At 58.6% G+C, this 21,049-nt stretch carries 12 protein-coding genes; 1 reads left to right on the plus strand and 11 read right to left on the minus strand.

All coding sequences use genetic code 11. The features are described from left to right. Positions 1-3 precede the first annotated feature (3 nt). From AC0L8G_RS16865 to AC0L8G_RS16895, 7 genes are all read right to left on the minus strand, one after another. Positions 4-1,698, minus strand: coding sequence for a hydantoinase B/oxoprolinase family protein (locus AC0L8G_RS16865; RefSeq protein ID WP_473385324.1), 1,695 nt, complete (start codon positions 1,696-1,698; stop codon positions 4-6). After that, positions 1,695-3,740 (minus strand): hydantoinase/oxoprolinase family protein, encoded by a 2,046-nt coding sequence (locus AC0L8G_RS16870; protein WP_473385325.1) that lies wholly within the window; start codon positions 3,738-3,740, stop codon positions 1,695-1,697. The genes AC0L8G_RS16865 and AC0L8G_RS16870 overlap by 4 nt, the downstream gene beginning before the upstream one ends. Positions 3,741-3,838: 98 nt before the next feature. Beyond that, positions 3,839-6,085 carry a TonB-dependent receptor gene (locus tag AC0L8G_RS16875; protein ID WP_473385326.1) on the minus strand — a complete coding sequence of 749 codons (2,247 nt, stop codon included), beginning with the start codon at positions 6,083-6,085 and terminating at the stop codon, positions 3,839-3,841. Positions 6,086-6,238: 153 nt separating this feature from the next. Then, positions 6,239-6,748: a peptidylprolyl isomerase gene (locus tag AC0L8G_RS16880; protein ID WP_473385327.1), complete on the minus strand. Its 510-nt coding sequence runs from the start codon at positions 6,746-6,748 to the stop codon at positions 6,239-6,241. A gap of 50 nt (positions 6,749-6,798) precedes the next feature. Continuing rightward, positions 6,799-8,280: a helix-turn-helix transcriptional regulator gene (locus tag AC0L8G_RS16885; RefSeq protein ID WP_473385328.1), complete on the minus strand. Its 1,482-nt coding sequence runs from the start codon at positions 8,278-8,280 to the stop codon at positions 6,799-6,801. A 13-nt stretch (positions 8,281-8,293) separates the two neighbouring features. Further along, a complete protein-coding gene (locus tag AC0L8G_RS16890) occupies positions 8,294-9,403 on the minus strand; it encodes a winged helix-turn-helix domain-containing protein (protein WP_473385329.1) in 1,110 nt (369 codons plus the stop codon). 101 nt (positions 9,404-9,504) lie between these two features. Further along, positions 9,505-10,119: an Lrp/AsnC family transcriptional regulator gene (locus AC0L8G_RS16895; RefSeq protein ID WP_473385330.1), complete on the minus strand. Its 615-nt coding sequence runs from the start codon at positions 10,117-10,119 to the stop codon at positions 9,505-9,507. Between AC0L8G_RS16895 and putA the strand changes: the two genes are divergently transcribed. Beyond that, positions 10,118-13,786 (plus strand): bifunctional proline dehydrogenase/L-glutamate gamma-semialdehyde dehydrogenase PutA, encoded by a 3,669-nt coding sequence (gene putA / locus AC0L8G_RS16900; RefSeq protein ID WP_473385331.1) that lies wholly within the window; start codon positions 10,118-10,120, stop codon positions 13,784-13,786. The genes AC0L8G_RS16895 and putA overlap by 2 nt on opposite strands. 34 nt (positions 13,787-13,820) lie before the next feature. Here the strand turns inward: putA and AC0L8G_RS16905 are convergent, their stop codons facing one another. The 4 genes from AC0L8G_RS16905 to AC0L8G_RS16920 all read right to left on the minus strand — a co-directional run bounded on the left by AC0L8G_RS16905 (position 13,821) and on the right by AC0L8G_RS16920 (position 20,985). Continuing rightward, positions 13,821-15,440, minus strand: coding sequence for a carboxylesterase/lipase family protein (locus tag AC0L8G_RS16905; RefSeq protein ID WP_473388898.1), 1,620 nt, complete (start codon positions 15,438-15,440; stop codon positions 13,821-13,823). Positions 15,441-15,510: 70 nt separating this feature from the next. After that, entirely contained in the window at positions 15,511-16,998 is a 1,488-nt protein-coding gene (locus tag AC0L8G_RS16910; protein ID WP_473385332.1) for an MFS transporter, read from the minus strand. Positions 16,999-17,047: 49 nt separating this feature from the next. Next, positions 17,048-18,334, minus strand: a complete 1,287-nt coding sequence (locus AC0L8G_RS16915; protein ID WP_473385333.1) for a serine hydrolase domain-containing protein — start codon at positions 18,332-18,334, stop codon at positions 17,048-17,050. Between the two features lie 38 nt (positions 18,335-18,372). Next, positions 18,373-20,985, minus strand: a complete 2,613-nt coding sequence (locus tag AC0L8G_RS16920; RefSeq protein ID WP_473385334.1) for a TonB-dependent receptor plug domain-containing protein — start codon at positions 20,983-20,985, stop codon at positions 18,373-18,375. Positions 20,986-21,049 lie beyond the last annotated feature (64 nt).

The raw sequence follows: 21,049 nt of genomic DNA on the forward strand, positions 1-21,049 counted from the left end.
TCCCTATTCAGCGGCTTGCGGGCGTTTATAAAAACGAGCCGCCTGTTCTTTTGTGATGAAACCGTTTTTAAGGTCGTCTTCCAGCGCTTCCGCAGAACGCTCATGGGGATCGCCCCAGCCGCCGCCGGTCGCCGTCACGCAGCGCACAACATCGCCCTTTTTCATCTGCACGCGGGAAGGCTTGCCGTAAATCTCTCTGTCCGCTCCTGATCCGTCCTTGCGGATCAGCTCGACATAATTCGAAGAGCCTTTGGCGCCGCCCGCCGCGCCCCATGGCGGGAATTTAAACCGGCCAAAGCTGCCGCTGAAATGCGCCTGATCGCAGAGGATTTCGTAATCCAGATAGACGCCTTTGCCGCCGCGAAACTTGCCCTCGCCGCCATCTTCATTGTGCAGCGCATATTGCTTGATGCGAACGCCGTAACGCGCTTCCTGAATTTCAACGGGGATGTTGTAGGTCTCGCCGTCAGCGACGGAAAACTGACCGTTTAGTCCATCGCGGTCGCTCATGGCGCCCCAGCCGCCAACCAGCGGCTGCACCAGGATGACTTCCTCTCCGGTTTCCGGATGCGATGCGGAAAGGATGAACGCGCAAACCGACAGAACATGCCCCGCCGTCAGACGGTCAGGCAAATGCTCCGCCATCGCTTTCCAGATCAGATCCTCAGCATAGAGCATCGTCTCCCAATAGGTGGAGACCGGCGCCGGCCTTTCGGCGGTGAACACGGTGCGATCCGGACAGATGATTTCAAGCGCGCGAAAACAGCCGCCATTAGACGGAATTTGCGGATTGGTCAGCGCTTTGAAAATGGTTCGGACGGCGGCCACAAGCGCTGTGCGGCCGTGATTGATCGGACCCAACGCCTGCGGCGCAGAGCCGGTGAAATCAACTTTGAATGTCTCGTCGCTGATTTCGATGCGCACGCAAACCCGTAAGGGTTCTTCGCTCTGGCCGTCATCATCGATCCAGTCTTCCGCTTCAAAAACGCCCTTGGGAAGCTTTCTCAATTCCTCGGCGATCATCGCCTCGCCGTAATCAAGCAAGCCGTCCATCGCCGTCGCCATCGCCTCGGCGCCGTATTTTTCATACAGCATCACGAGACGCTCCGCGCCGACATTGTTCGCCGCAACACCCGCCCAGAAATCGCCAAGCGATTCTCGCGGCATTCGGATATTCGCGGAGATAAGGTCAAGAATGGGCTGGAGAACCTTGCCCTCTTCCATGACCTTCATGGTCGGAATCTGCAGCCCCTCCTGATAGATTTCAGTCGAGGCGGGCGTAAAGCTGCCGGGCGCCATGCCGCCGACATCCACCCAATGCGCCTTGTTGACGGCGAAGCCGACCAGCGCGCCCGCATGGAAAATCGGTTTGGCGAGCGCCACATCCGAAAGATGCGTGCCGTAATAAGGGTCGTTGCTGATGAACACGTCGCCCGGCTTGATGTCGTCTTTGGCGCCGAACTTTTCGATGATCTCTTTCACCAGCGCATCGATCATGCCCAGAAAGACCGTCGTGCCATTGCCCTGCGCAATCAGGTCGCCGTCCTTCGTCGTCAGGCCGACTGAATAGTCCAGCACTTCATAGATGATCGGGCTCATGCTGGAGCGCGCCATCGCCTCGAACATCTCATCGCCGATCGCCACCAGCGCGTTCTTGATGATCTCCTGGCTGAATTTATCCGACTTATGCTCGATCATGACGCCCTCATCTGGATGTGGATGTTCCCATAAGCGTCCATTTCCGCCCGCTTGCCAGGAGAGATGACAATTGTCGCGGTCGGATCTTCCAGCACGGCAGGCCCTTCAATGACCATGCCCGGCTCCAGCAGGGACAAGTCATATTCGTCCGTATCGTGAACGCCGTCCGCATCGAAATCGACTTTGCGGGCGCCCTTGCGGGCTTGCGCGACGTCCCGCCCGGTGACGGGAAGCGCCGGAAGCTGCTTCTTGTCGATATCGGCGAAAACAACGACGTGGAAATTCACAAGCTCCACATCGCTGTCGAGCTGGAATGTATATTCGCGCATATGTTCGGCGTGAAACGCCGAAATCAATTCGCTGAGCGCCGCATCATCAAGCCGTGTTCGCGGCGTCGGCACTTTGACCGTGTGTTCCTGACCAGCATAACGCATATCGGCGAAGCGCTCGATGCGCATGGCGTCTGCGGGCATGCCTTCCGCCAGACAGGTTTCGCGCGCCTGCGCTTCCATCGCCTCATAGGAGGCTTCGATTGCATCGGCAGCGCCTGCATTTACGGTTTTCACATCAGTCTTCAGAAAATCCCGGCGCAAATCGCACATCAACATGCCCCAGGCGGAAAACACCGATGAGTTGACCGGGATGATGACTTTCGGCGTCATCAGCTCTTCGGCGAGCGCAACCGCATGCATGGCGCCGCCGCCGCCAAAGGCGATAAGGGCGAATTCGCGCGGATCATATCCGCGGTTGAGCGACACCAGCTTGAGCGCATTGACCATATTGGCGTTTGCGATGCCGATTATGCCGCGCGCAATGTCTTCCTTGCTCTCGCCCAGCGCTTCAACCAGCGGGGCAAAGGCGCGATCAATGCTATCCCAGTCCGGTTCCTGCTCGCCGCCGAGAAACAATTTCGGATTGATCCGCCCCAGGACGAGATTGGCGTCCGTCGTCGTCACATGCTTGCCGCCCCGGCCATAGGCTGCGGGACCCGGTTGCGAGCCCGCGCTTTGCGGCCCCACATGCATGCGCCCGCCCTTGTCGACCCAGGCGATAGAGCCGCCGCCATTGCCGATCTCGACGAGATCAACCACCGGCGTGCGGATCGGGTAGCCCGGATTAGCGCGGTCCCATTCGATCTTGTATGATGTGGTGATTTTCGCCGCGCCGTTCTCTATGAGCGCGGTTTTCGCGGTCGTCCCGCCAATATCGAGCGCAATAAGATTTTGCGCGCCGATCTGCGTTCCCAGCGCCGCAGCGCCCAGAACGCCGCTGGCCGGACCGGATTCCACCATTGAGATCGGATCGTTGCGCGCGCCTTCTACAGTCGCCACGCCGCCATTGGACCGCATGATCAGCGGCTTGCCGGAAAGTCCCCTTGCGCTCAGTTTTTCATCAAGCGAGGCGAGATAGCCTTTTGCGATGGGGTGAACATAGGCGGACAAAACCGCCGTGCTGGTGCGCTCATATTCGCGCCATTCACCGCACACCTTGTGCGAGGCGATCACCGAAACCTCGGGCCATAATTCCCGGATGCGCGCTTCAATCGCCAGCTCATGCTCCGGATTGACATAAGCATGCAGGCAGCAAATCGCGACCGCTTCCACCCCCTCGGCTTTCAGCGCCGCAAGAATGGGTTCGATTTCTTCAAGCGCCAGGGGCTCAACCACCCGGCCGAGATAGTCCAGCCGCTCAGTGATTTCATGACGCAGATAACGCGGAACAAAAGGCGCTGGCTTTTTGAATGCAAAATTGAAGAGGTCCGGACGATTGCCCCGTGCGATTTCCAGGACATCGCGAAAACCGCGCGTGGTGATCAGTCCGGTCTTGGCGCCGCGCCGCGAAAGCAGCGCATTGATGACGACGGTCGTGCCGTGCACGAAGTCATCAATCAAGCCAGGATCGATATCGGCTTTCTCGATGACATTGATGACGCCCTGTTCGAAATTCGGCGGCGTCGTATCCGATTTTGTGATCCGAATGCCGTCATCATCAATGCAGACAAGATCTGTAAATGTGCCGCCGACATCCGTTGCAACGCGCATCGTCACCAAGGCCTTTCGATTATGTTAAGTGCGTCCGCCCTCCCCCTCAGGAGAAACGGCGCTCCGCGTTACAAGACGCGGAGCGCCCTACAGAAGGACTAGAAATTCACCCGCAGGTCCACGCGCCACAAGCGAGGCACGCCGGCATTCGCAAAGCCGCCAAGAACCCATTCGGAGTTGTAGACTTCGTCGGTCAAATTATCGACGGACGCGGTGAGCGCCCATGAGCCGTCATTGGCTTCAAATCCCGCGCGGGCATTGACGAGATTGAGCGCCGAACGGGCCGTCGAATTTTCAGGATCCCAGAATTGCTGACCGCGACGCTCATAGTCGACGCGCCCGAAGATGCCGATCGAACTGGTGATCGGCGTACGGTATTGCAGCCCTGTGTTGAACGTCGTCTTCGCAACATAAGGCGCGTAATTGCCAACCGCCGCCGGGTTTACGGTATATGCGTTGATCTCGCTGTCCGCGAGGCCGAAGCTGGCGTAGAAATCGAGGCCATCATAAAGGTTGGCCGTCAATTCCACTTCACCGCCCCAGATTTCGATCTCATCGACCGGCACCAGCACCTGCGCGCTGACGGCGCCGATGAACACAAAATACGGCGCGTTCTCGACTTTCGTCCGGTAGCCGGAGGTGTTGAGCGTCACGCCATCTGCGAGAGCGGATTTAAAGCCGACCTCATAGGTCGAGGTCTCTTCCTGCGGCAACAGGTCGGAAACGCCCAGGACGCCGCCGCCGGCGGCGACTGCGCCAACGCCGTTCTGGTTGAATTGACCGGAGCGGAAGCCCTTGCCCCAGGACGCATACAGGTTGAGATTATCCAGAGCCGCGTAACGCAGCGTGACTTTCGGCTGGAACAGATCGAACTCGGCCGTATTGAGCGAACCGGGCACGCCCGTCGGCGATACATAAGCGCCGCCAACATAGTTGCCTTGCAGCGGAGACACTTGCTGTTCGCGCGTGTCCTTGTCGTAACGGCCGGCGAAAGCAAGCTCGAGACGATCCGTCAGATCATAAGCGGCGTTGAAGAACAGCGCCCATGCTTCGTTGTTGTTATCGTCAGCGATAAAGCTCGTCTGCGGCGCCAATGGATCAACAACCGGCAGGCGCTTGGAGACTGTCGGCAAACCGTTCTCCAGATCATCATAGATCGATGAGTTGATGAAACGGTCGGTGGAAACGTAATACGCCCCAACCATCCAGCGGAAAGCCTGATCGTCTGGCGATGTCAGGCGCAATTCCTGGCTGAACGCTTCAACTTCAATGTGCTGCGATTGAATTCCGTCGCCGAGCGGGAATGGCGGCGCCGGGGTCACTGTGCTCGCAGCCGTATAGGGGAACTGGTCGCTGAAGGTCGTCTGCTCGATGTGATCATAGGCGGTTACCGAGCGAAGCGTGGCGAAACCGAGATCCGCGTTGATGCGCAGCGAGAGTTGCTCCGCATCGCGTTCATCAACACCAATATTGTTCGCTGTGAATTCACGCTCAACCAGATCGGCATCGGCGATCGCGAAATCGAAAGCGGAAGGCAGGCCCGTTGTCTTGTCGACAATCGCCGGCTGGTAGCTGTAGTTCAGCGCACCGCCCTCGGTTCTGACGAGCGAACCGCGCAGGTCAGCCGTCACCGCGTCGCTGGCGATGAAACGAAGATGACCGCGAAGGGAGAAGTCTTCGCTATAATCGACCTTCTCGTCGAGAATGACGTTGTCGAAGACGCCATCGCGATCTGAGTAACGCGCCGAAATACGGCCAAGAAGACGGCCGGGAACAATCGGTCCGGAAACCGAGCCTTCGATCTGAATGTCATTGCCGCTGCCATAGCTCACCTGACCGTAACCTTCAAATTCATCGGTCGGCATGGCGGTGTTGATGATGATGGCGCCGCCGGTTGCGTTGCGGCCGTAAAGCGCGCCTTGGGGCCCGCGCAGCACTTCGATGCTGTCCACGTCAAAAAGCGGCTGATCGAAAGACCGGGCGTTGATCTGCAGCACATCGTCAATGACGACGGCGACCGGCGCCTCGCCATTGCGGACCTGCGAAACGCCGCGAATGGTGATGAAGCTCGTGCCGGAGTCTTGCGCATTGGCGAAGGTCACGCCCGGCGTCAGTGCGAAGAAATCATCGACCTGATCGATACGCGCATCGCGGATCGATTCCGCCGTGAAGACGGTTTCAGAAATCGGAACGTCTTGAACATTCTCTTCCCGCCCGCGGCCGATCACCACAATGACATCTTGCGACGCATCGGCGTCGGTCTGCGCGAAAGCAGGCGCAGAAGGCGCCGCCAATGAAGAGCCGCACATAAGCGCGGCGATAAAAAGTCGACTGGATTTGGTCACTGGGCACCCCTACCTTTGGCGAAACACAGCCAGACACTTGTCAGAAACCGCAGGGTTCACACAAATGTAAAAAAGAGTTGGGGCGCGTATAAATCGGGTGAGCCGCAGATGACACACTACCCGTTCAGGTGGCGACGGGCGCCGGGCCGCAAATCAGACCAGTGTGCATTTCTCGATAAGTATTTGTTTTTTAACAAATTCTTCCGGCTCATAGCGAGAAAAAATGGTGTCGAGCGTTTCGAATCCGCTCACCACTTCGCCAAACGCCGCGAACCCCAATCCGTCCGGATGGCGCTTGCCGCCGAAATCCAGCTCGGGTTCATCGCGCATGCAGACAAAGAAACTGCCGAATGTCTCGCCGGCGCCGTGGCGAGCCGTTGAGACCGTCCATTTTTTATGCGTCAGCCCGGTTTGCGACGTCGGCTCATGGGCGATCGGAGGAACAGGCTGCGGATCCTCTTCGCGCAACCCGCCCTGAATGACCTCAATCGGATTGTCTTTCCGCATGGAAGCGTTCGCAGCACAGACAATCCGAAAGAAATACGAACCGTCAAGCGCGCCCTTTGAAATCAAGTCGCGGAAATATTCGGCGGTTCGCGGCGCCTCTTTGAGAAAAAGGCGAATTTCAAATTCACCGCACTCAGTTTGAAATCTGGCTTTCACGCACGCCTCCCGGTTCACATTGCGGGGAAGCCTTGGCGAGAAATTTTCGGTTAGTCAACCAGCCCCAGTCGCTGCGCTTCAACGACGGCTTGCGTTCGTTTGTTTACAGACAACTTTGCAAAAAGACTTTTCAAATGAAACTTTACAGTGTTCTCGGTGAGTTCAAGCGCCCGCGCAATTTCTTTATTTGACATGCCGATCGCCAGTTTTTGCAGCACTTCATATTCGCGCTCGCTTAACAAACCGGTATCGCGCACGGGATTCATGACCTTCGCGCGCTCTAAGATCTCATTGATGAACTGCAAGGTGATCAGCTCTTCTTCGCGCTGATGCAGGTCGGAACGAAGCCCCGGCAACAGGCGTAATATCTCTGCATGCGCGAGAAACGGCCCCATCACGCGGCCGGGAAGCGCGAACTTCAATAAGAGCGTCAGCTCTTGCTTCGCCTCTTCAATCGCGCCTTTTTTGATTTGCCGGACACATTGCGCCAGCCTTAAATAAAGCGCCCATGCGCCGGAGCCCACTTGATCCGCCAACGCCAAAGCCTGATCGAGATGCTGAAGGCCGTCGCTCGCAGCTCCCTCGCCGACAACGCTGGCCCCCAGCAAATAGGACTGCCAGTCCCGTTTGTTTGTTTCATAATCGTAACCACCCAGAAAGCGGCGCGCGGGATCAGATGCGGCGGCGCCTGGAATATGCCCACCACCATACTGCGCCGTCAGGCTGTATCCCTGCATGGCGCAAAACTTTTGCAAACGGTCGAGATTTCGGTTTTGCGCAAAGGCGCGCATCCTGGAAAGAATGCGATAAGGCGCCTGCTCATCGCCGCATTGGTGCGAAAACAGGATCGCCGCGTTCAGCCCGGTTATGTAGATATCCACCCACCCGTCATTTTCGACCGTATGGAACAGCGTTTCTTCAAATGCCGGCCACTCGCTGCGGTCGCATTCGCCTTTCCAGATGCGCAGCGTATAGCCCAATACTGAGGCAAGCGCTTTGAGACCGCTGTCGGACCCAAAATTTTCATCCGCCATTTTCCCGGCGCGCTCGACATTCGCCGCCGCCGTGGCAAGGTCGCCCTTGTAAAAAGCGGTATGCGCCGCGTGGATATAGCAATAATTCAACCCAAGAACCGATGCGCTTTGGCGCATAAAGGAAAACGCTTCCCGCAGGCGGGTGCTGGCTTGTTCAAATTCGGCGCAGGCCAGATTGATCAGCACTTCCTCGCACCGGATCGTGCCCCAACCCAGAGCATCAAGGCAGGCAGGGTCGGAATATTGTTTTCGTATGCGCGAGTGATTCTCGGTCCAGGATGTTCTATCCTCATACAGATTAATCATCGATTCCACGACAAGGCGGTCCGTATCGCAGAGTTCCGGCTGCTGCATATCGGAAATCAGTTCCGAAGCGTCCAGCATCGCCCGCGCCTCTGGAATCTCCCCATATTTGCAGTGCAAATAAGCGCGCGCAATCATCAGCCGCGCGCTAGAAGCAACCACGTCATCGGGCATCAGGCGCAATGCGTTGCGCAAGACGCCAATCCCATCATGAAGGATGATTTTCCACCCCCGCCGCGAGGATCAGCGCTTCACATTCATCATAGTCGCCGGCGTTCGCTGCATAGCGCACCGCCTCCACTAATTGCTTCTTTTCTGCATGCCAGCGGCTGGCCCGCAACTGAATTGAACTCGCCTTTGCATGGCTCTGGCGGATTTGCATCTCCCTAAGATATTCCGCGAAGAGGTGATGCAAGCGATACCAGCCGCCCTGGGTGTCGAGGGGCACGATCAAGGCGGCGAATGAAGACAGGGAATCGATGCGCCCCCAGGCTTTGGGGGAATCGAGCACGTAGTTGGTAAGCTCGGGATTAAAGCGCTCCAGAAACGCCAGCGTTAACAGAAGCTCTTGCGTATTCTCATCCAGCGTCGAGAGAATTTGCTCGGTCAGATAGGACGCAATAAGCCCGCCATCGACTCCGGCGAGGATGGGCTCGTCCGGCGCCGCCCGCCTTTGCACGCGCGCGAGCTGCACCGCCACCGGCCAGCCTTCAGTCTGGCCGTAAATTTCAAGACCGCTATTTTCATCCGTGACATCGCGCAACGCCTCAAGCGTCTCTCCCTTTGTGAGCCGTAATTGTTGCGCGTCGATTTCAATCGCATCACCGGAGGCGATCAGGGAAAAGGCGTCAATATTCGGCTGGCGGCGGCTGTCGATGAAGATCGTAAATCGCGACAGCGTATCGCGAATGAGGCGTTTGACAATTGCGTTGACCGCGTCGCACTCCGCATTGTGATAGTCCTCTAGAATAAGGACAATCTGGCCTTCTTCCTCATTCAACGATCGCACGAGCTTCGCCAGAACCGCATTAGTCGCGGCATCGGCAAAGCCGTCGCGGGCGCCGGTCACCAATTCGTCGAGCCTTATGCCGGCGCGCGACATGACAAGTACGACATAAGCGAGAAACTGTTTTTCGTCCGCCTCGCCCTGCTCCAGCGTCAGCCAGCCATAGCGGATGCCCTTTTCGCTGGCGTCGGCAGCCCATTGTCCGAGCAAAGACGATTTTCCATATCCCGCCGGCGCGACGATGAGCGCCAGGCGTTTGTCGACCGCATCACTCAGTTGCGAGACAAGCCGGTTTCTCGGTACGAGATCCACTCTCGGCCTGTTCGGCTCAAATTTGGATTCCAAAACCCATGGAACATCCGGTAAATTCGGGTCAATTGTCATTCATAGCCATATTTTCAGGGAGAGATGCGTTACCCCTCGGCGATTGCAAGCGCCGAAGTGTCTTTAACCTCTTCCATAACTGGAAATGTCGATGTTTGCGCAACGCCGGGCAAGTCAGCAATGACATCACCCAAAAGCGCGCGATACGCCGCCATGTCCTTTGTCCGCACCTTCAGCAAATAGTCGTATCCTCCCGACAGCATATGGCAGGATAGAATTTGCGGCACCTTTTTTACCGCAGCGTTAAATTGCGTGAGGCAGTCGCGTCTCGTGCTCTCAAGCTTGACCTGAACAAAAACCAGATAGCCTAAATTGATCTTTGACGGGTCAATATCCGCGCGATAACCGCGAATGACCTTGTCGCGCTCCAGCCGGCGCAAGCGCTTCTGGCACGGGGTTTTCGACAGATTGATGCGCTCGGCGAGTTCGACAACCGTTGCCCGCCCATCCGTCTGAAGCTCGTTCAGGAGCGCCCTGTCGAGGTGGTCTATAGAGCTACGTTTTTCATCATATGTAGGCATAATGGATAAATTGACACCAGAAATACTTCGATATTGCAAGCAAAAATCTGAAACATTGGGAACATAGCCTATCGCACCGGGTGTAAAAGCCGGCTCGCCATCAACCGCCGGGCCCCACACCATGTTTGACCAACCACACAACTCCCCTGATTTTTCCGATCTCCTCAAGATTGATGAATCCACTTGCGTAAAGCGCCTGATCGCCGCCCTTTCGCTCTCTGAACGCGAACGCGCAGCCATTGAGGGCTCGGCGAAAAACATCATTGCACAATTGCGCGCAGAAACGCGGACCACGGGCGCCATCGACGCTCTGTTGCAGGAATACGGCCTGTCCACGGAAGAAGGCGTCGCCTTGATGCGCCTGTCGGAGTCGCTCATTCGGACGCCGGATTTTGAGACTGCGCGCCTTTTAATTCGCGACAAGCTTTATCGCGGCACTTGGCGCGACCATATGGGCGGCGAGCGCCCGGTGCTTGTCTCCGCCGCGAGCGGCGGTCTCGCGATTTCCAAACTCTGGATCAACGCGACGGGGGGCCCGGCGGCCATAAACCTTGCGGCGCGTCTTGGCGACCGCCTGCTCGCCGCCATCATCAAACACGCCATGACCTTGATCGGCGGACATTTCGTTCTGGGCGAGACCATCGAAGCCGCGCTCGAAAGAGGCGAACGATACGCTGAAAAAGGCTATGCGTTTTCGTTCGACATGCTTGGCGAGGCGGCCCTGACAGATGACGACGCCGAGCAGTATTTTGAGAAATATAAACGCGCCGCCATCGCACTCGCCGGACAGCCCCCAATGTCAGACGCCAATAACATTTCAATCAAACTCTCGGCGCTTCATCCGCGCTATGAATATAACAAGCTGGAAAGCTGCGCGCCGGCGATCATTTCCAAATTGCTGGACATTGCGCGGATCGCCCGCGAAGGAAATTTTTCGATCACGATCGATGCGGAAGAATCGGACCGGCTTGAAGCGTCGCTCGCCATTTTTGAACGCCTGATCGAGCATGGCGACCTACGCCAGCAAGGCGGCGTCGGCCTGGTCGTACAAGCCTATCAGAAACGCGCGCCCGCCGTGATCGACTGGATCGGTCAATTGGCGGAGAAGACCCGCCAGCGCATTCCTGTGCGTCTCGTCAAAGGCGCCTATTGGGATACTGAAATCAAACGCGCGCAAGAACTCGGCCTTGAGACATATCCGGTTTACACCCACAAACACCACACAGACATCAGCTATCTGGCTTGCGCCCGCAAGCTGCTGGATGCGGGGACGTGTGTCTATCCGCAATTTGCAACGCATAACGCCAACAGCACGGCGGCGATCCTGCACATGGCCGCCGGCCGCAAGGATTTTGAGTTTCAGCGCCTGCACGGCATGGGCGAAGCGCTGCACGATCACCTGCTGAAAGAAGCGAATATATCGAGCCGAATTTACGCGCCTGTGGGTCCTCACAAAGATCTCCTGCCTTATCTCGTTCGCAGATTGCTGGAGAACGGCGCCAATAGTTCATTTGTGAATCAGATGACGAACCCTGCATGCGATATCGATCAGATAAGCTGCGATCCGATGACAATGGCGGCGGCCGATAATTTCTCGTCCAATGCTTCAATCGGCGCGCCGCGTGATTATTTGCACAGCGCCCGCCGCGCGGCCGCCGGAGAAGACTGGACGCAGGCCGATATCGCAAGCCGGCTTGAAAAGGCGGCGGCCGACGCGCCGTATATCAGCGCAACAAGCCTTATCAGCGGAGAGACTGTCACCGGCGCCGCGCGCAAACTCACATCGCCATTCGACGCCGCCTTCACTATCGGCGAAGTGGCGGAAGCTGCGCCAGCGCTTATCGAGAAAGCCGTCACCGCCGCACGCGGATCCGCCTGGCCATCCCTGACGGCGCAAGCGCGCGCTGAGATAATAGAGCGCGCCGCGACGCTATTGGAACGCGAACAGGATAGTTTCATCGCGCTCTGCGCCGCAGAAGCGGGCAAGACGATACCGGACTCCATTGCGGAAGTGCGCGAGGCCGTCGATTTTTGCCGCTACTATGCAATGGAAGCAAAGAGCGGGCGCATTGCGTCGCGAAAACCGCTGGGCGTTGTTGCTTGCATTTCTCCCTGGAACTTCCCCCTCGCCATTTTCATGGGCCAGATAACGGCCGCCCTCGCTGCCGGTAATTGCGTCATCGCGAAACCGGCGGACCAGACGCCGTTGGTCGCCTATCGCGCTGTCAAACTGTTGCATAAGGCGGGCGTGCCGGAAGACGCGCTTGGTTTGCTTCTGGGAACCGGCGCAGACATTGGGGCGCCGCTTGTCCGGCATGGCGGCGTTGACGGCGTATGCTTTACCGGCTCGACCGCCACCGCAAAGGCGATCGCAAAAAGCCTCACTGAAACCGGACGCAGCGCCATTCCGTTCATCGCCGAAACCGGCGGCGTCAATGCAATGATCATCGACTCTACCGCCCTGCTTGAGCAAGCGGTTAAAGATGTGCTTGATTCTGCATTCCAGAGCGCGGGGCAACGCTGCTCCGCCTGCCGGTTAGTCTGCGTCCAATCCGATATTGCAGACCGATTTGAAGAAATGCTCCGGGGCGCGGCGGCTGAACTGACCCTGGGCGACCCAAGAAAGCTGAGCACCGATATCGGTCCGGTGATCGACGCCGCCGCCCATCAAAAAATTTCCGCCTATATTGCGGAAAAGAAAAACCAATGGCCGGTCCTCACAGACGCTGACGTTTCGGCGGCGCCGGAGAACGGATTCTTCATCGCCCCCACCATCTTCAAACTCTCCGGCGTGAGTGATGTTCGCGAAGAAATCTTCGGTCCCGTTCTCCATCTCTGCCGCTACGACGCCGACAAGCTTCATACGACAATAGACCAGATCAATGGGCTCGGCTTCGGGCTCACCATGGGGCTGCATACGCGAATCGATACGCGCGTCGAGCAGGTCTCCAACACCGCGCATGTGGGGAACCTCTATGTGAACCGCAATCAGATCGGCGCCGTGGTCGGCGTGCAGCCTTTCGGCGGCGAAGGTCTTTCCGGCACGGGCCCCAAAGCCGGCGGACCGCATTATTTGCTACGACTGACGAAGAACGAGACCGCCGCTCCCATCGACACCCCCGACGCTGGACTTTTACCGGTGCGCGTGAGCGTCGGGCAAGATGGGCAGGAAACCGGGCAAGACAAAATCGTTCAGCGCTCGCTAGAGGCGCAAGCGCATTGGAATTCGAAGCACGATTTCCAGTCCCGGCGCCGTATCGTTTCCGCGCTCTTTCCGAATGAACGAAGCGTGGATGCGCGCCTTGTTGAGGAGACAAGCGAAAGCGGCGCCTCGCTGCCCGGACCAACCGGAGAGAATAACCGGTTGCGCCTATGGCCCCGTGGCGCGCTCCTGCTTTTGCCCGCATCGGATGCGAAAACCCGCAACGCGCAAATCGCCAGCGCGCTTCTCGCCGGGAACAGTCTTATTGTGTGTTCAGATGTAGAAACCGAGTGGCTGAGCCAGGCGCGGTCCGCCCTTCGCCGCGAAACAAAACTGGACGATCTTCTGTTGACCCTAAAGCCTGCGGCATGGGCGGCGGCGGCGATATCCTCCGCTGGCGTCGCCGGCGTCATCGCCGAAGCGCAACACGCAAATCAGGTGATGGCTCTCTTGCAACAACGAAGCGGCGCGATCGCACCGATCCTTTACGCTTGCGATCCCATAGAGCGTTTCTTTCTGGAACGGGTTGTCACCATCGACACGACCGCAGCTGGCGGCAACGCGTCGCTGCTCGCCAATAGCGGATAATGATGCATGGCGCGAAACCGGCGCGCGCCGTCGCTTATTGGTCCGCGTCGCAAGCCGGCGTCTTCGCCGGCAATGGCGGCGAGATGACGCCGACATTCCAGTTCCAGGGGATGCCGCCTGCTGCGCGCCGCCTGCAGACCACCGCCTCGTGGATTTCATAGCCGTTTGGCGGCGCGGCGCGCATGACCGGCGCCTCTTCAAACGCCATATAGGCGCGGTCCTGCCCATAGGGCCGCCAGTCTTCCTCGTTCTGCGCCTGCGGGATTCCGTTCCGGGCGAAGGAAGCCCAATAATTGATCATCGCGTCGGACAGGCGTTGCTCTTGCGCGGTTTGCGGCACAGCGGGCCAGTAATCCGGCGTCGCTCCCGTCGTGCCGAAGACGAAAGGAATTTCCGATGCGTGAAAGGCGCGATAGCCCGCATCATCCGCAGCCGGATAACCATGATCGAAATAATAAAGGAATGACGGCGCGCCAATGGCGGTTTGCTTCGCCGTCAGCCGTTCCGACGTCCAGCCATACATCGCATCCCGGGTCGTCGCCAACATGCTCTCTTTTATCGTCTCTGGCGTATAGAGCGCGAGAAATGCATCCGCAAGATCGCCGTATCGGGCCCTGATTTCATCTTCATAGGCTTCGGCGTTCGCAGGCGGCGGCGGCAACAGGATCGGCAGCGAGCGGATTTCGCCCTCATTATAGCCCGCGAGTATCGGCGCCGGCGCCTGTTCGCCCCGGTCAAACACATCGGCGAGTTGCCGTGGCAAAAGGCGCCCGTCAATGGTTCCAAGCGGGAAATAACCGACGCTCGCTGCGCCATTTATAATCGCTTCCGCGCTCATGGCGCGCAGTTCCGCCAGACCCTCAGCGCCCAACTGACTGGCCACCCATGCGCCCGCCGGTTCGGCGGCGGGTAAATCCGCAAATGTGCTGTTCCTTAATTCCGGCATGGTGATCATATAGCCGCTCTGGGCGATGGCGCGCTGGAACAGATCGCGCGCTTGCGGCGCGGCCATTAAAAACATCACGCTAAGGGCGCCCGCTGACTCGCCCGCGATAGTGACATTGTCCGGATCGCCGCCAAACGCGGCTATATTGCGGTTGACCCATCGCAACGCCTCGATCTGGTCCGTGAGGCCATAATTGCCCGATATATTGTCGGGCGATTCAGCGCTGAGTTCAGGATGCGCCAGATAGCCGAGCGCGCCAAGGCGATAATTGATCGACACCACAATCACACCGCGCTTCGCAAAGCCCGCGCCGTCATACAACGCCTCGCTGCTGGCGCCGTTCACCAGCGACCCGCCATGGATCCAGACAAGCACCGGCGCGTCTTTCGCATGTTCCGGCGTCCAGATATTGAGGAAGAGACAATCTTCGCTCATGGCGTTTTGCAGTTCTACATTGAACGGTGTCGCCGGCTGCACACATGCATCGCCGAACCCGGTCGCATCACGCATCCCGGCCCAGCGCGCCAGCGCCTGAGCCGGACGCCAACGCAATTCGCCAACCGGCGGCCGCGCATAGGGTACGCCGCGATAAATCCGGACGCCCCCTTCCGCCTCGCCGCGCATTTTACCTGCGGGCGCATTGACGACCGGCGCAGTCTCCGCATGCGCGCAGGCGCCGGAACAGATCAGCGTGACCATCGCAAGCATCTGAATAAAACGGTTCACACGGCGCCTCCCATGGCATTGGCGTTCAGATAATTTCCCGCGCCGTGCGGGGTCAGGACGGGTTGTCGGATGTCTGTGCATGGCGCTGTTCAAGGTCATTTATGATTTCTGCGTGCCGCTTGCGGGTCAGATGGTATCCGAACAGGAATAGCGGCGCGACAAGCGCGAACACCGCCGGCAGCGGCCCGGAAATCAGGGCCAGCTTGTCGAGCACCTCGCTCGGGATCGTCAGTTCCGGTCCGCGCGAGGCGATATCCGCCGGGAAATGGATCAGATCCAGCGCCACCCCGGCAATCAGCCCCCCAAGACCGGACGCCGCCTTATAGGCAAGCGTCAGGCCGGAAAAAAACAGGCCTTCGCGGCGCACGCCAAATAACCATTCATGTTCATCCGCAGTATCAGCGAGCATTGACTGGAAGCCGACGCCGCCCACCATGATGGCGGTGCCGACCATTAATCCGTTGACGAACAAAACCACCGTTGCACTTGCCGGCGTCAGCGAAAACGGGCCGTAAAGCTGCAACAATGGCGGCCACATCAAAAACAAAGCGATGGCCAGAAACGCGCCGATAGACAAAGTTCGCTTTTCGATGTGACGCAATGCGAAAGCGCTGATCGGCGCGCCGAGCAACGGACCAAGCGTCGTGCTCAACAGGACCAGCTGGATTGCAAAGGAATCAAGTTTCCAGAAATAGCGGCTGGCATGCAGCGCCAGCGAAACATGGGCGGAATAAGCGAGGAAATAGGTGAGCACCGTTCCGAACAGGACCAGAAACGAACGGTTGCGCGACAGCTCGATCATCTCACGCGCAAAGCCTGCGAGAAAATTGACTTCGCCCGGCTTCGCCCCATGCAAGCGCGGCGAAGCGCGGCGCACGGCGCCAATTGCAATCAGGCCGGTCAATATGATGACCACCGCACAGGTCCAGGCGAAGGGCACATAGTTCTCGCGCTGCAAAAGTCCCGAAGGCCCCGACATGAAGACGCCAAGGCCGAGAACCACGCCGCATAAAATACCCGCATTCTGAAACGACAGCCGGTAGGACACGATGCTGGCGCGCTCGCGATAATTATCGGTCACCTCTGCGCCGACAGCGGTAAAGGGCAGTACGAAACAGGAAAGCGAAAGCCGCAGGACGACAAGGCAGATTGTGACAAACAGAAATTGCGCGCCGCCGGTCAATAATGCGGGGACGGTGAAAAGCAGACCGAATGCGCAGGCGAATGGCGCAAGACTGCCGATCATGAAAGGCAGTCGCCGCCCAAAGCGCGAGCGCACCCGGTCGCTCGCCAGCCCGATCGCCGGGTCGGCGACGCCGTCAACCAGCAAGGCGATCAGTTTCGCCGTGCCCGCCATGGTTCCTGACATGCCGCACACCGCCGTCAGGTAAAACAACAGGAAAAAACCAAACCCCGCCGCCACCAGACCATCGGCCATGGCGCCCGCGCCATATTCAGCCTTGAACCGACGCGTGAGCGGTACGCTGCGGGCCGCCTGAGCGGCCTGTTCGTCGTAGGAGCTGACAGAATGTCCGGCCACGGCTTCCTCCTGGGGACTTGTTTTGATTTTTATCTCTGCGCCCGGTGATTCATGCGACGGGTTCGCGATCGGCAAAGGCGCGCCCGTCCTGCAAGGCGGCGTAGATCCCCTGCTGATAGACAGGCAATGCGCGCCGTCCTGCGGCGCCGCGGCCTGTTGCGATGGTCGATCCCGCTTTTGCAGACACCGGCACTTGATGCTGGATGAGATAGATCATGACCAGATCATTGACCGGATCGGCCTGCCACCATGTGCCGAATATGCCCGGCCAGGTCATCGATCCCGGCGCGCCGCAAGCATAGGGGTTGTCGACAAGGTCCTCCGCAATGGAGAGGCCAAGCCCGAAACCGCTTTTGCGCCAGAGCGGCATGCCGGCGAAAGGCACTTCGCGCTGCGCGTCGGTCAGCCGGTTCGTGTGCATGAGGCGCACCGTCTCGGGCCGCAACAGGCGAACCCCGTCAAGGGCGCCGCGCCCGAGCAGCATGCGCGCAAAATGGTGATAGTCCGCCGCTGATGAAATCAGCCCGCCTCCCCCCGGCGTATAGGCCGGCGGATCGTCATACATAACCTGTTCGGATTTGATCAGCGCGCCTGCCGCTTCGTCATATTTGTAGACGCTGGCGAGACGGCTTCGTTTTTCTTCAGGAAGCCAGAAATCCGTATCCGCCATACCGAGCGGCGCAAAAATCCGCTCCTTCAACACATCGCGAAACGGCTTGCCTTCAACGCGGCCGATCAGGAAGCCGAGCACGTCGGTTGAATGCCCATAGTGAAAACGCTCGCCGGGCTGATAGGCCAAGGGAAGCGAGCCGAGCGCCGCCAGCCATTCATCCGGAGTTGACCGGTTCATCGCCGGATCGCCCAGAACGTCCTCATAAGCCTTTTTGAGCGGGCCTTCCGAGAAGAAGCCATAGGCTATTCCCGACCGATGGGTGAGCAGGTCTTCAATGGTGATTTCGCGTTGCGCGCGGACAACCTTGTCGAGCGATCCTGCGGCGTCGCGCAACACATTCAGTTCGGCAAGCTCGGGAATCCATCGCGTAATCGGGTCCGATAAAGCGATTTTTCCTTGCTCCAACAACATCAACGCCGCCGCTGATGTGATCGGCTTGGTCATCGAAGCGATCCGAAAAAGCGTGTCGGACCGCATCGGCGTGTTTGTTTCAATGTCGCTCCAGCCGATTTGTTCCGACTGAACGATTTCGCCGGCGCGCGAGGTCAGCGTGACGACGCCCGCAAGCTCGCCATGATCGACAAATGCCTGAAGGGCGGGTCGAACCATGGCGAGTCTCGCTGGATCAAAGCCTGTAGCGCGGCGAAGTGGATCACTGTTCATGAATCGGGTGCTTCGGCCGCTGTCTTGCTTCTTGTCGATCAAAAGGATTTGCGCAGATTGATCGCCACATACCGCCCGATCGGATTATAGGCGCCGCCAATGCCGTCTGTAGCGGGAAAGAATGGCGGATCCTGATCGAACAGATTGTTCACCTGCAAGGCGACGACCCCGCCTTCCGTCCAGCCCTCATTCGGCAATGTCAAACTGACGCGCAGATCCACCGTTACATAGGGATCGGCTTCAAACGAACTTACACCGGTCGGCGTGGTGAAATTGTTCGTAACCCCGTCGCGATAATTGACGAAGCTCGCCAGCCCCAGCGACCCGACTTGCGCGCCCAATGTCGCCCGCGCCGTTGCGCGCGGCACCCCAAGCAGCAAGCTGTCGGATGTTGGCGATGCGGGAGACAATTGCGTGTCGAAATTGAGGATGTAATTGCCCGCCAGGTCTGCATACACCGCGCCGAAATTTGTCGACCAGCGATAATTGATGTTGAAATCCAGACCGTCCGTGTCGCGGCTGCCGAAATTGTTGAGCCGCAGGTCAAGGAAGTTTCCAATCGCCGGCAAGGGGCTCGGCAAATTGACCGGCACCGCAATCGACAACAGTTCCGTCAGCTCCGCCACCGTGGGATCGCGATATACGATTGAGGTGAATGTCGGATCGGTGAAGACAATCGCCGCTGACGGCGTGCCGATGACCTCAGTGTAGTCAATATTGTAGTAGGTCACGCTGGCGCGTAGATCCGGCAGCGCCGCCGGATTGATGTCAACGCCGAATGAATAGGTGGTGGCTTTCTCCGGCTGCAGATCGCGATTGCCCCCAAGCAGGTAGACGGTGTTCACCTGCGCCAGTCCGCGCGTCGGATCATTTGCGGCAACGGCGGAGTTTGCCGCGTCCAGATAGTATGCGCCGACAGTGGCGCCGACCTGGCGCATGCCCGGCGCCCGGAAGGATGTGCCGTAAGAGCCGCGCAAATTGACGCCACTCACCGGCTCCCAGTTGAGACCGACCTTCGGGTTCGTCGTCGATCCGAAATCACTGTAATCGTCAAACCGGCCGGACACGGAGAGAGAAAGGCTGTTAAACATGGGCGCAGCATTTCCGTCGCCAAAAATCGGAATGAACAGCTCGCCATAAACAGAACTGATGTCACGCACCAAATCTTCGGGCACAGGCGTCGATCCGACAAAGCCTTGCTGCTCGAAAGTCTCGCGCCGCAATTCACCGCCAAGGGCGAATCTCAACTGTCCGCCGGGCAAGTCAGAAATCGGCCCGTCGAGCTTTGCGGCCGCCAGATGCGTGCGCTGGTCAATCGAAACATCCGTTGAGGAATCAAGGATGGCGGCGACAACAGCCGGAGACGTGCCCATGCCGAACGGATCAAGCGCCGTGTCCGTTGTCACGCCAGCAGCCGCTATGGCAAGCGCGGTCGGGTTTATCTGCGGGATGAAGGCGTCATTCTTGGCCCAGTCGTAAGTCCCATAGACGCTGAAATTCAAATCGCGCGGCAGGGAGATATCGACCCCGAAAGACGCATTGCCGACTTTTCTCACATCAGTGTTGGTGAAATGATCGGCCCCGACCAGATTGTCCGGACGGAACTCCACATATTCGACCGTCGCGCCGGTTCCGGGAGGCGCCTGAAAGAATGGATTGGTGTTGGCGAGAAACGCCGCCTGAACCGGCGGGGAAACGCGAAGCAAATCTTCCCGGTCCGTATACAGAACCTCGCCCCACAAGGTGACGCGCTCGCCAATGTCCTGTTCGCCCGAGGCGAAAACGGCGTGCGTGCGCGAGCTCGGATAGAGATCGGCGGCGGCGCCGTTGTCGCAGAAATTCTGCGTATTAGGCGCAAAGTCCGGCGCGCCGTAATAGATCGCGTAGAATGTCGCATCGACCCGCACATTCGGCGATGGGCAGGATACGCCGCGTGTATCGATGCCGCCAAAGGGGCGAAAATCCTGAACCCGATAATCGCGATCGCCGCCGGTGATGTTGTCATTTTCAGAATATTGATAGGCTAGGAGGATTGATCCGCTATCCCAGTCCTCGCCGAACAACACGCCCGCATGCACAGAATCATAGTCGTCGGCTATGCCATAGCCGCCAGCGATTTCCACACCTGACACATTTTTGCGGGTGATGAAGTTCACGACGCCGGCAACCGCATCCGACCCGTAAATTGCCGATGCACCATCCGCAACGACTTCGATCCGTTCAAGCGCCAGATTCGGGATAAGCGGGTAATCGGGATTGGTTTCATTCGCCGCCGCCGCGACAAGGCGATGCCCGTTCATCAGCGGCAAGGTCGCATTCGCCGGCAGCCCGCGAAGACCCGGCGCAAAGGAACCGAACCCGCCGAGACTTGGCGACGGCGCTGTGTTGAAGCTGTTGAGCTGCGGAACGCTCGCCAGCAAGTCCGGCGTATTCGCCGCGCCAATCGCCTCAATGTCATCGCGAGAGACGCTGATCAGGTTTGAACCGGTGGGCGGCACGCCCCGAATGCTGGTGCCGGTGACGACAATTTCATCGGCCGGCGCGTCTTCGTCGCCTTGCCCCGCAGCGGAAGATTGCGCAAAGGCGGGTCCGGCTGCAAACATCAGAGCGCTCGCCGAGACGCACGCCATCAGGTTAAAACTTGTTCTCATTTACCCCTCCCAATAGCGCCGCTTTTCTTGGGCGCCTGTGTTTTTCTTTGTCGCCGCCCGCATC

The sequence above is a fragment of the Hyphococcus sp. D3-15 genome, from assembly GCF_055809375.1.

What these genes read in the sequence shown, in the direction of transcription:
- AC0L8G_RS16905 (WP_473388898.1), bottom strand. Translation starts at nt 15,440, where the DNA reads ATGCTTGCGATGGTCACGCTGATCTGTTCCGGCGCCTGCGCGCATGCG.
- AC0L8G_RS16895 (WP_473385330.1), bottom strand. Translation starts at nt 10,119, where the DNA reads ATGGTGTGGGGCCCGGCGGTTGATGGCGAGCCGGCTTTTACACCCGGT.
- AC0L8G_RS16920 (WP_473385334.1), bottom strand. Translation starts at nt 20,985, where the DNA reads ATGAGAACAAGTTTTAACCTGATGGCGTGCGTCTCGGCGAGCGCTCTG.
- AC0L8G_RS16870 (WP_473385325.1), bottom strand. Translation starts at nt 3,740, where the DNA reads ATGCGCGTTGCAACGGATGTCGGCGGCACATTTACAGATCTTGTCTGC.
- AC0L8G_RS16915 (WP_473385333.1), bottom strand. Translation starts at nt 18,334, where the DNA reads ATGAACAGTGATCCACTTCGCCGCGCTACAGGCTTTGATCCAGCGAGA.
- AC0L8G_RS16865 (WP_473385324.1), bottom strand. Translation starts at nt 1,698, where the DNA reads ATGATCGAGCATAAGTCGGATAAATTCAGCCAGGAGATCATCAAGAAC.
- putA (WP_473385331.1), top strand. Translation starts at nt 10,118, where the DNA reads ATGTTTGACCAACCACACAACTCCCCTGATTTTTCCGATCTCCTCAAG.